This window comes from Phenylobacterium ferrooxidans (assembly GCF_042714595.1).
GTDB lineage: Bacteria > Pseudomonadota > Alphaproteobacteria > Caulobacterales > Caulobacteraceae > Phenylobacterium > Phenylobacterium ferrooxidans.
In genome coordinates this window covers 1-10,567 of the sequence record NZ_JAOTJD010000072.1, presented here as the reverse complement: position 1 = coordinate 10,567, position 10,567 = coordinate 1, and the positions used below count along the sequence as shown (strand labels likewise).

Below are 10,567 nucleotides of genomic sequence, written 5' to 3'. Positions count from 1 at the left end.
AGAGTCCACAGCTCCTAGCCCACCGCGCCGCGATGCTCTTCCACCGGTGCAGAGCCCGGCCGCCGTCCAAGGTCCAGTAGTGGCCCTGGAAGGGCTGGTCGTAGGACCGGTCGATGGCCACGCCCAGATAGCGGCGGAGGGCCAGGGTTCCGACGCCGCCGTGGGGCGACGACGGCCATGTCGCCCTCCGAGGGCGCGGCGGCGAGGCAGCGTTCGAGCACCGCCACCACGCGTCCTTGCGCGTCTATCGCCCGGTCCCAGCCGCGGACGCTGTCCTGCGGTGACGCGAAGAAGGCGTCGGCGAGGTTTTCGAATTGGTCGGGAGGCAGGAAGCCGGTGGCCGAGCGGTCGTTCTCGTGCGGGGCCTCGTCCACCCGCAGCGTCAGCCCAAGGTGGCCGGCCAGGATGGCGGCGGCCTTGAGCGCCTTGGCCGCGCCGCTGGACCAGACGGCCTTGACGTTCGCCGTGGTGTCCGGCGCCGCGAAGGCCGCCATGTGGGCGCGGCCCTTGTCGGAAAGGCCACAGTTGGGAACCGGGACGGCCGAGTCGACCACGACTTCGGGGTGGGTGATGAAGAGAAGGGCCGTGGGGCACGATTGCGCGAGCGGGCGGCGCACCGCAACCTTGCGGGCGTCGTGCAGGGTGGGAATGAGCCTTTGAAGATCGCGGTGGCGGGATGCGGGCCGGCGTGGATGGCGGCGGCGCTGCTGCTGGCCCGGGATGGCCATGAGGTCACCGTCTATGAGCGCTTCGCGGTCGCCCAGCCCCTCGGGTCGGGACTGATGATCCAGCCGACGGGCCTGGCGGTGCTTCAGGCGTTGGGGCTTGGCGAGCGGCTGGTGGCCATGGCCGCGCGCCATCGAGCGGCCGTTCGGGCGGGCGGCGGGCACGGGCGCGGTGGTGTTGGACGTGCGCTATGCGGCGCTTGAGCGTTTTCCGCCGAAGTGGATGCCGGTTCGGCGCAGAAAACGCTCTAGCAGGCTGTTGAAGAAGTGCCGACGAGAGCGACTTTCAGTCGGTTCTTGTGGTGGTGCGGGGTGATTTGACCTGGAATGGCGCCTTGGGTGGCGCTGGAGGTCCGGTGTTTGATCAGTATGCGGCGGCTGGGGTGGTCATTTCGGTCATGTGGCGGCCAGTAGCTTTGGGAGTCGGATCAGATTGTAGGCCGCCAGCCCCAGGGTGAAGGCGGCATCGACGCGGGGTTGTCCCCGGAACCGGGTCTTGGCCATGCCGGCGGCGCTCTTGAGCCAGCCGAACACCTCTTCGATACGCTTTCGACAACGCTGGCTGACGGCGTAGCCGGCGTGGCGAGTGGTTCGGCTGTCGATGGCGGTCTTGCGGCGCTTGCCGGTCTTGGTGAGATGGCCATTGATGGCGATGTGCGGGGTGACCCGGCGCTCCCTCAGATCCTCGACGAACGGGGTCACGTCATGGGCCTTGTCCGCGCCCAGGGTGATGCGTCGCCGCGAACGGCCAGGCCCCGCGTCCACCAGCGCCAGCGCCGCCTCGCGTTCGGCCTTGCCGGTGGCCTGGGTGACGCCGCCGCCGACGGCCAGGCCGTGGCGGTTCTCCATCAGCGCATGACCCATGTAGCAGAGCCGGGCCGGCTGGCCGTCGCCCTTGCGATAGAGCCGCGCCTGGGGATCGGTGGTGCTCTCGTGGGTCTCGTTGGACCGCGTCTCGCCATGGAAGCTGCGTTCGGCGTTGCGGCCCGGGCCGTCGCCGTCCTGATCGGTTCCGTCCTTGCGCCGGAAGCTCTTCATCGAGGCCCAGGCCTCGATCAGCGTGCCATCGACCGAGAAGTGGTCGCTCGACAACAGCCGCTTGACCCGCGGCTGCGCCAACACCGCGGCCAGAAACTTCGCCGCGATCTCGCCCTCCAGCAGCCGGTCCCGGTTGGTGGTGAAGCTGGAATGGTCCCAGGCCGCGTCGTCCACGCCCAACCCCACGAACCAGCGGAACAGCAGGTCGAACTCCATCCGCTCCATCAGCTGGCGCTCCGAGCGAATGCCGTAGAAGGCCTGCAACAGCATCGCCCGCAGCAACCGCTCCGGCGCCACGGACGGCCGCCCGAGCCGGGGCGGATACAGCGCCGCGAAGTCATCGCTCAGCGCCGTCAGCGCCGCGTTGGCGATCTCCCGGATCGAGCGGAGAGGAGGATCGCCACGAACCCGGGACTCCAGGTCCACGTAGGAAAACAGCGATCCATATCGTAGGTCCGACCCGCGCATGAAATCACCTCCGCAACCTCACACAGAGTGAATCATGCCAAGTTCAACGCCGCCACCGACTTCTTCAACAGCCTGCTAAGGCATTTCCAAGTAATGAACGCCAAAAACGTGCGGGGGGCGGCTGCGTGACGTTGATGTGGCGTCGATCGCCACCAACATCGGGCTCGCCACGGCTCAAGGCCGCAATGGCTATTTCAACAGGTCCAGCAGGTCTTCCGCGGTGCTCGTGAACTGATCCAGGTCGAACCCGTCCGGGTCGATGACCGCCTGCACCGCACACCCTTGAATGAGGCTCACCATGACCGCCGTAAGTCCTTGAGGATTGAGAGCTGGGAGCCTCTCCTTCCGGTCCAACGCCATCGCTTCGGCGATAGGCTCGTATGCCTTGCGGTACTTAGCGAGCGCCTGACGGATGAGGTCCCTGACCGGCGGGTTATGGGCGCCCATGACCCAATAGTCGAAAAACAGCTGCACGCTGGTTCTCTCCCGCAGGAACCGCGCGACGTCGCGTCTAAGGAGTTCGGCAAGCCGCTGCGCCGGCGCTGCTATCTGAAGAAATTCGGAGTCCACCTGCGGCACCGCGGTGCGTTCAAGCAGTCGCCCCAGCAGTGCGAGGAGAAGGGTGTCCCTGCTCTCGAAGTGAAAGAAGACCAATCCTTGGCTGAGCCCCGCCTCAGCCGCCACTTTCCGCGTTGAGAGGTTCTCAAGCCCTTCACGCGTCGCCACCTGCAAGGCGGCCTCAAGAATCTGCTCCTTGCGTTCAGCCTCTGACGCCCTCGGTCCTGGCATGGCTTGACTCAGTCCCCCCCGTTACCTAGTTATTGATCGTACGATTAATAACTTAAGGCCCCGTCGGATCGCAACCGCCTCGGATGCGCATAGACATGCTGAACCTCTCTGGCCATCCGATTTTGCCGGTCGCCCCATGGGCGTCCCGCGCGCGGGGGAACGCGCCGGCCTTGCGCGATGGACGGTGCCTGGCGGCGGCGCAAGCCCTGGCGCTGGTTGGCGTGAGCCTGCTTTCGATGACGACCGCGGGCTGCGGCAGCGGAGAGGCCGGTCACTCCCAGGCTAGCCAGGCGGGCCGGGCCGGCGCCCCGATGGTGGTCTCCGTCGCTCGCGTCCGGCAAGATATGGCCGGACGCACCGTCACCGCGACCGGAGTCGTGCAGCCGATCCGCAGCGCCAGTCCTGGTAGTCGGCTGACCGGCGTGGTCACCGCCGCGCGCTTTGACGAGGGTGACCGTGTGAGAGCGGGGCAGGTGCTGGTCAGCATTGATGCCCGGGATCTGGAGGCGCGCGGGGCCCAAGCCTTTGCGAGCGTGCGTGAGGCGCAGGCTGGTGTCGCGGAAGCTTCGGGCGATCTTGCCCGCATGGAGACACTCTACGCCAAGGGGTTTCTGCCGCGGGCCCGGCTGGACCAGGCGCGGGCGACGATGGCGCGGGCGCGAGCCAGCCTGGACACAGCCAGCGGGACGGTCCGGGAGGTGGAGGCGAATGCCGCCTACAGCCAGGTTCGCGCGCCCTTCGCCGGAGTCATCGTCCGCAAGACCGTCGAGACAGGAAACTTGGTCACCCCGGGGCAGTCGCTCTTCGTGATCGAAGACCTGTCCCAGATGCGCGTGGTCGCGAGCGTCGGCGAGGACGTGGCGAGCCGCCTGCGCAAGGGTGATCGCCTGCTCGTTGAACTGCCGGGCCACGACCTCCCCGAACCGGGTGTGGTGGAGGCGGTGCTGCCGTCGGGAGATCCCGGCGCGCCCGGCTTCAGAGTGCGGCTTCTGCTGGACAATTCCGATCATACAATCCTGTCCGGCATGAGCGCGCGCGTGCGGCTTCCCTCGGCCGGCGCGCCGGGTTCACGCCGTTTGGTTTCTGATGACGCTATTTTGCGGCGAGGCCAGCTGACGGGCGTCTTCGTGATCGACCATGGCCGCGCGCGGTTGCGTTGGATCAGCCTCGGTCCGGCGGACGGTCGCTTCGTCGAAGTTCAGTCTGGGCTAGAAGCGGGCGAGCAGGTCGTGGTCGGCCCGCAGGTTCGGCGTCTTTCGGATGGCCAAGCCGTGGCGCCCGGACCGGAGATCAGGTGATGCCGCCGCCGCTGGGCTTCTCCGGTCGCCTCGCGCGGTTCTTCATAGACTCCAAACTGACACCGCTGCTGATCATCGCATCGCTAGCGCTGGGGCTGTACGCGGTGATCGCGACGCCCAAGGAGGAAGAGCCGACGATCAAGTCTCCCGCCGCCGACGTGTTCATCGCCTATCCGGGAGCCACCAGCCAGGAGGTTGACCAACGGATCGCCAGGCCCACGGCCGCCCTGATCCGCGAAATTCCAACGGTGAAGCATGTCGTCAGCGCCGCGGAGCCGGACAGCGCAATGCTCAGCGTCGAATTCCGCGACGGCGTCGATCGCGAAACCGCCCTCACCCAGTTGTACGATCGGCTCGCGTCCAACACAGATCAGATGCCGTCCGGCGCGCAGCCGCCCTTAGTCAAGACGCGAGGGATCGAGGACGTACCCGTTCTCACGCTCACGCTTTGGGACGGACAGGACGATGGCTACGCGCTCCGCCGGCTCGCCGCAGAGGTGGCGGTCTCCCTTGAAGACATTCCGCAAGTCAGCGGGGCCACCGTCATCGGCGGCTCCAGCCGTGAAATCCAGGTGCGGCTTGACCCGACACGGCTGGGCGCGCGCGGACTATCTCCGTCGCAGGTGGTGCGGGCGATCCAGGGCGCCAACCTGCGGCGACCCGCCGGTTCGATTCAGGGCGCCACGGTTCTCAGGGTCGAGGTTGGCGGCTTTCTGAAAACACCAGATGACGTGGCGGGACTCGTGGTGGCCACCGGCGCCGCGGGGCCGGTGTACTTGCGCGACATCGCCACAGTGGTCGATGGGGCGCCTGAGCGCTCGAACTACATCTTCCAGGGAGGCCGGGACGCTGGCGGTCAGGATCGAGCCGCTGTCACGATCGCCGTCACCAAGGTGCGGGGCGCCAATGCGGCGACGCTGAACGCGCAGGTTCTCAAGCGTATAGCCTCATTGCGCGGGCCGCTGATTCCTTCCGATGTTCACGTCGAGACGACTCGGGATGCGGGCAAGACAGCCACGGAGCGGGTCTCCGACCTGCTGCTGCACATGCTCTTGGCCACCGGGATTGTGGTGGTGTTGGTCGCGGTGGCCCTGGGCTGGCGCGAGGCGCTGATCGTCGCGGTGGTGATCCCTGTCACCCTAGCGCTGGTGCCTTTGGTCTACAACCTGACCGGCTTCACCCTGAACCGCATCACCCTCGCGGCGATGATCTTCGCCATCGGCATCCTCGTGGACGACGCCATCGTCATCATCGAGAATATTCACCGGCGATTTGAATCGGGCGGTGAACGAAGCGTGCAGGCCGCCCTGGTCGCGGTCAACGAGGTGGGCAACCCCACCATTCTGGCCACCCTTACGGTCATCGCCGCCCTGCTTCCTGCCGCGTTCGTCACCGGTATGGTGGGGCAGTACCTGCGCCCCCTGCCCATCGGCGCCTCCATCGCCATGCTCTATTCCCTGGTGGTGGCGCTGACCGTCACGCCCTACCTCGCCTACCGGATGTTGCGTGGCAAACATCTCGCCCGGCCTGACTCCCATGGCGCGAAGCCGACCTGGGGCGCGGGCCTTGGCGCTTGGTACCAGAAGGGCGTGGGCTCCTTCCTCGACCGGCCCAAGCGCCGCTGGCTGTTGTACGCCGGCGTGGTGGCGGCTCTCATCGCGGCCGTGGGACTGGCGGCGGTGGGCGGGGCACGCGTGAAACTGCTGCCCAACACCGACGTCGATGAGATGGCGGTGATCATCGACCTGCCGGCCGGGGCGTCCCTGGAAACCACTGCCCAGGCGGCCTCCGACGTAACCGCCTACCTGCGCACCGTCGCCGAGGTGAAGGGCTTTCAGACCTATGTCGGCGTCGCCGGCCCGGCCACCTTCCAGGGGCTGGCGCGCCACTACACGCTTCGGTCCGGCTCCCACCAGGCCGAAATTCAAATCCAGCTTGTTGCCGCCTCCGAGCGGAAACGCCGAAGCCATGACTTGGCCCAGGATGTTCGCCCTGAGCTGCGGCGAGCGCTGACACCCTATGGGGCGACCTTCACCGTGGCGGAGGCGCCGCCAGGCCCCCCTGTCCAGGCCACGCTGGTGGCGGAGGTCTACGGGCCGGACGCCGCGGGCCGTCTCGACCTGGCCCGGCAGGTGCGGCAGGCGTTCGCGCATACGGCCGGCGTTGCGGATGTCGATTGGTCCGCCAGGCCAGGCGCGCCTCGCGTGCGGATCGAAGTCGACCCCCAGAAGGCCGCACTGCATGGGGTCACGACCGAGGAGGTCGCGCAGACGGTGGGCGCGGAGGTAGCGGGAGAGCGCGCCGCGCAGGCGCGGCTGCCGGACGAGCGCGAACCAGTCCCGGTGACCGTGCGGCTGGCGCTGAGCGATCGCAGCCGCATCGAGGATCTCGCCTCGCTCTCCGTCACCAACGCGGCGGGCAAGTCGGTCCCCCTGTCGGACGTGGCGCGGCTGGAGCGCGATCAGACGGAGGCCGCGATCTATCGTAAGGACCTTCTGCCGGTGATCTTCGTCACAGGCGAGACCGTGGGGTCGCGCATGGCGCCGCTCTACGCCGCTCTCGATCTGAATTCTCGGATCAGACGGCTCGTCACGCTCGACGGGGTCCACCCTCGTATTGCCTGGACGGGCGCCCCCGCCGACACCGCGCGCTACGTCGTGGCCTGGGCGGGTGAATGGACCACCACCTATGAACTATTCCGCGACCTGGGCGTCGCCTTCCTGGGCGCCCTGGTCATCATCTACCTCCTTCTCGTGGGGTGGTTCCGGTCGTTCCTCGTCCCCCTCGTCATCATGACGCCGATCCCGCTGACCCTGATTGGCGTGCTTCCCGCCCACGCCCTGGTCGGCATGTTCCTGTCGGGCACGGGGATGATCGGCCTGATCGCCCTGGCCGGAATCCTGGTGCGCAATTCGATCCTTCTGATCGATTTCGCCAACGCGCGCGTGGAGGCCGGCGCGTCGCTGCGGGACGCTGTTCTCGAGGCCGGCGCTGTGCGGGCGCGGCCGATCCTGCTTACCGCCGCGACGGTGATCCTGGGGGACGGCGTACTGCTCTTTGACCCGCTTCTTGAAGGGCTCGGACTGACGCTCATGAGCGGGGCGCTGATCGCCACCTTGCTCACCCTCCTGCTCGTACCGGTCCTGTACCACCACCTGCTGTCGGCTTCCGCGCGGGGGGCGGCCTGGCTGCAAGCCGTCAGGGCGGACCGACGCGAATGAGCGGGGCGTTCAATGTGAAATTCTTCATCGAAACTCGGAACTTCTGGTCAAGATTGATTTGACGCAAAGATTATCTCAGACCTTCCACGAGTAATAATCAGTAACTGTTTCAACTTCTTGCAGAATGACGTAGGTTATGACTCTGAGCAATCTACTAATTGCTTCCACAGCACTCGGGCTATTCGCAGTTGCGGGGTGCCATGGCCCCAACCCCGTGGACTCGGCTAAGAAGGCCGCAGAAGCGACAAAGACTGAGGTCCAAAATGCGGCGACCGCTGCCAGAGAGGCTGCGGAAAAGGCGCGAACCGCCGCGGTAGCGGCGGTTGAGACCGCCACGCGCCATGCTGAAACGACGCGCGCGGCAGTTAGTAAGGCGTCAGCGGAAGCATGGGCCGCGGCTGGGCAGGCTGCCCAGGAAGCGCAAGCCGCCGCCGAACTTGCCGCCAGCCAGTCGCAAGATGCCTACCGTCAAGCCGGTGCGTCTTCGAAGACCGCCGCGCAAGCCGCAGCCGACTCGACTGCAAAGGCAGCCACCGCAGCCGGGGAAGCCACCGCCGCGACGGCAGCCGCGGCCAAGGCGTCGGCCGAGGCCGAGCGAAAGGCAAGGGCTCATTCGGTGGCCGCCGCAAAGGAAGCCGCCCGCAAGGCTGCCGAAGCCGCCGACCGCGCCGCTGTCGCGGCCAAGGACGCGGCCCAAAAGGCGGGAGAGGCCGCCAAGTAAACGCCTCTGATCCGACTCGTGAAGGCACGCAGAAGTTCGTCCCTTCTTTCCTGAACAAATGATCGAGAGACATTCCATGACTGAATCCCCTACGCCTGGTTCCACAGGCCAAGACAAACTCATCATCGACATGAAGGTCTTAGTCGCTGATGCCCAGGAGTTCCTGCACGCCACTACCGATCAGGTCGGAGAGACGGTCAGTGCATTGCGAACTCGTCTTCAGGAGAATCTCAAGACGGCCCAGGTCCGTCTTGACGAGGCTGAGAACACACTCGTCGGCAAGGTCACGGAAGCCCTCCGCGACGCCGTAAATAAAGCGTCGGAAGCAGCCACCAAGGCGGCTGACGCGATTGAGGAAGCGGCGGAGAGGGCTGGAGAAGCCGCCACTCAGGCGGCCCAATCCGGTAAGGAATCCGCCATCCACGCGGCGGAAGCCGCAAGGGACGCCGCCCAGAAGGCGGCAGTGGCGGGCTGGGACGCCGCCGACAAGGCGCTAGCGGCAGTGGCGGAAATTGCCAGGAAGGCCAAGGACACCATCGCCTAGTCGTGAGCGGCCCCGGAGAACCAGATCGAGCCCAGACGTCTGAAATTGGTTGGAGTTCGCAATCAAAGCGACGCTGCTGGGCATGAGGGGGTTTCTTCGGGGTTACTTTGCCACAATAGATGTATTCTTTCACAAACGGGTGCAGGTTTCGACACTCGACCTTGTTATACGCTAGAGTTCATGCAAGATTACTTTCAATGCGCGGTCTTCCTCAGCCCCGCCTTTTCGACACGGGAGCAGGCGGCCGTCTCGGCCATTGGGTCGTTGAATCGCCAAGCTTCTGCCCGAGGGCGCCGCAATGCGGATGTGCAGGCGACGCGGTGGCCGCCGGTGTGGCGAACGGGTCGTCTGCGAACGGCCAAGCGCCCTCAGCACAGATTGAGCATACCGGAATGATGAAGCGGAGGGCCCAAATCGTGATGAGCAAGATCGGTGCGCGACGTTTCGCAGTCGAAAGGAGTATTCGATTGACGCCAGAGAACGAAGCCCGTCCCGCGCCGTCAAGCGATGGCTTTGATCAAGACGAGGAAAAGCAAAACGGCATTGATGCGCTAGAGCCTTGGGCTGGATTGGCCGGCAACCGGCCAGATGCGCCTCCCAAGCGCAACGGACGTGAGCAGCGGGCGACGACTTGGCGCGCCCCGATCGTGATCGATGGCTTGGCGTCGGCCCCGCGCATCTCCTGTGTTGTGTGCGCCTACAATGAGGCCTCCAGGATTCAGCACATCCTGGATGCCGTCTATCGCCATCCGGCGCTGGCCGAGGTGATTGTCGTCAACGACGGCTCGACCGACGCCACCGAGGCGGTGCTGAGCGGTTACCCCGACATCCGGGTCATCTCCTACACTCCCAACCGTGGCAAGACCTACGCGCTGAGCAGGGGCATTGCCGCGGCCAGCGGCGACTACCTGATGTTGCTCGACGCCGACCTGTCCGGCGTCACCGCCGCCGACATCCAGGCGCTGGCCGCCCCGGTGATCAATGGCAAGGCCCAGGTGAGCATCAGCCTGCGAGGCAACAGCCTCGCCATCTATCGCTTCATCGGCCTGGACTTCGTGTCCGGCGAACGGGTCATTCCGGCGCGGTTGATCGGTGAGGCGATCCAGACGATGGGGCGCCTACCGCGCTGGGGCGGGGAGGCGTTCATCAACAACCTGATCACGCGGGAAGGCCTGCCCATCGTGGTGGTCGACTGGCCCACAGTGTTCAATGTCCGCAAGTGCAGTAAGCTGGGTCGATGGCGGGGCATTGTCGCCGAATTGGAGATGATGGGGGACGCCTTGGACGTCTTATCGCCGTGGGGAGTGGTGCGCCAGAATCTGGCGTTGTTGAAGCTGGTTAGGCATAGCGCGGGCAAGGACGGTGAAGGCAAGTCTGCGGAGACCGCATGAATAGGCGCAGTGATTTTAGCCGGTGCGTTCGGCATAGTGTCTCCGCGCGGGCGCGCGCTTGGTCATCGGCCTGCACCCGTCAGTGGTTGCGGCGGCGGCGCAGAGGCGGTCGCGACTGGGATTGTCACACGACCCGAGTAGCGAACCTTGGCGAGAGGGGGGGGCCAATAGGGGGCGCGGAGACTACGATGCGCCAAGGTGAACTCACCCTCGACCAAATGCTCGCTGATCCGATCGTCCGGCTGCTCATGCGTCGCGACGGCGTAGAGGAAGCCGACGTGCGGATGCTAATGGCCCGCCTTCACCAGCAGCGGGCTGCGCGGACATGGTCAGCCACCTGCGGTGAGGTTGGACTAGGACCAATCGACATTC

10 protein-coding genes are annotated in these 10,567 nt (G+C 66.1%); 7 read left to right on the top strand and 3 right to left on the bottom strand.

Annotated elements, in window-relative coordinates:
* Nucleotides 1-14: 14 nt before the first annotated feature.
* The gene (locus OCL97_RS22160; RefSeq protein WP_377371867.1) at nucleotides 15-728 is read right to left on the bottom strand and encodes a histidine phosphatase family protein; all 714 of its coding nucleotides are present in this window, start codon (nucleotides 726-728) and stop codon (nucleotides 15-17) included.
* Here OCL97_RS22160 and OCL97_RS22155 point away from each other — a divergent pair.
* Entirely contained in the window at nucleotides 693-929 is a 237-nt protein-coding gene (locus OCL97_RS22155; RefSeq protein WP_377371865.1) for an FAD-dependent oxidoreductase, read from the top strand. The genes OCL97_RS22160 and OCL97_RS22155 overlap by 36 nt on opposite strands.
* 192 nt (nucleotides 930-1,121) lie before the next feature.
* On the opposite strand, the gene OCL97_RS22150 is transcribed toward OCL97_RS22155, so the two are convergent.
* Together OCL97_RS22150 and OCL97_RS22145 are read right to left on the bottom strand one after the other, a co-directional pair.
* On the bottom strand, nucleotides 1,122-2,231 hold the full coding sequence (locus OCL97_RS22150; RefSeq protein ID WP_377371864.1) for an IS5 family transposase: 1,110 nt from the start codon (nucleotides 2,229-2,231) through the stop codon (nucleotides 1,122-1,124).
* A gap of 189 nt (nucleotides 2,232-2,420) precedes the next feature.
* On the bottom strand, nucleotides 2,421-3,020 hold the full coding sequence (locus OCL97_RS22145) for a TetR/AcrR family transcriptional regulator (protein ID WP_377371863.1): 600 nt from the start codon (nucleotides 3,018-3,020) through the stop codon (nucleotides 2,421-2,423).
* A 95-nt stretch (nucleotides 3,021-3,115) separates the two neighbouring features.
* On the opposite strand from OCL97_RS22145, the gene OCL97_RS22140 reads away from it, so the two are divergent.
* From OCL97_RS22140 to OCL97_RS22115, 6 genes are all read left to right on the top strand, one after another.
* Nucleotides 3,116-4,318, top strand: a complete 1,203-nt coding sequence (locus OCL97_RS22140; RefSeq protein ID WP_377371862.1) for an efflux RND transporter periplasmic adaptor subunit — start codon at nucleotides 3,116-3,118, stop codon at nucleotides 4,316-4,318.
* Nucleotides 4,318-7,539: an efflux RND transporter permease subunit gene (locus OCL97_RS22135; protein WP_377371861.1), complete on the top strand. Its 3,222-nt coding sequence runs from the start codon at nucleotides 4,318-4,320 to the stop codon at nucleotides 7,537-7,539. Before OCL97_RS22140 ends, OCL97_RS22135 begins: the two co-directional genes overlap by 1 nt.
* A 214-nt stretch (nucleotides 7,540-7,753) precedes the next feature.
* The gene (locus OCL97_RS22130) at nucleotides 7,754-8,260 is read left to right on the top strand and encodes a hypothetical protein (RefSeq protein ID WP_377371860.1); all 507 of its coding nucleotides are present in this window, start codon (nucleotides 7,754-7,756) and stop codon (nucleotides 8,258-8,260) included.
* Between the two features lie 76 nt (nucleotides 8,261-8,336).
* A complete protein-coding gene (locus OCL97_RS22125) occupies nucleotides 8,337-8,804 on the top strand; it encodes a DUF883 family protein (protein WP_377371859.1) in 468 nt (155 codons plus the stop codon).
* 419 nt (nucleotides 8,805-9,223) lie between these two features.
* Nucleotides 9,224-10,195 (top strand): glycosyltransferase family 2 protein, encoded by a 972-nt coding sequence (locus tag OCL97_RS22120; RefSeq protein WP_377371858.1) that lies wholly within the window; start codon nucleotides 9,224-9,226, stop codon nucleotides 10,193-10,195.
* 188 nt (nucleotides 10,196-10,383) lie between these two features.
* The coding region (locus OCL97_RS22115; protein ID WP_377371857.1) for a hypothetical protein at nucleotides 10,384-10,567 on the top strand (184 nt) is incomplete at its 3' end.

Coding starts and splice junctions, on each gene's coding strand:
- OCL97_RS22155 (WP_377371865.1), top strand. CDS start 693: ATGGCGGCGGCGCTGCTGCTGGCCCGGGATGGCCATGAGGTCACCGTC.
- OCL97_RS22160 (WP_377371867.1), bottom strand. CDS start 728: ATGGCCATCCCGGGCCAGCAGCAGCGCCGCCGCCATCCACGCCGGCCC.
- OCL97_RS22150 (WP_377371864.1), bottom strand. CDS start 2,231: ATGCGCGGGTCGGACCTACGATATGGATCGCTGTTTTCCTACGTGGAC.
- OCL97_RS22145 (WP_377371863.1), bottom strand. CDS start 3,020: ATGCCAGGACCGAGGGCGTCAGAGGCTGAACGCAAGGAGCAGATTCTT.
- OCL97_RS22140 (WP_377371862.1), top strand. CDS start 3,116: ATGCTGAACCTCTCTGGCCATCCGATTTTGCCGGTCGCCCCATGGGCG.
- OCL97_RS22135 (WP_377371861.1), top strand. CDS start 4,318: ATGCCGCCGCCGCTGGGCTTCTCCGGTCGCCTCGCGCGGTTCTTCATA.
- OCL97_RS22125 (WP_377371859.1), top strand. CDS start 8,337: ATGACTGAATCCCCTACGCCTGGTTCCACAGGCCAAGACAAACTCATC.
- OCL97_RS22120 (WP_377371858.1), top strand. CDS start 9,224: ATGAGCAAGATCGGTGCGCGACGTTTCGCAGTCGAAAGGAGTATTCGA.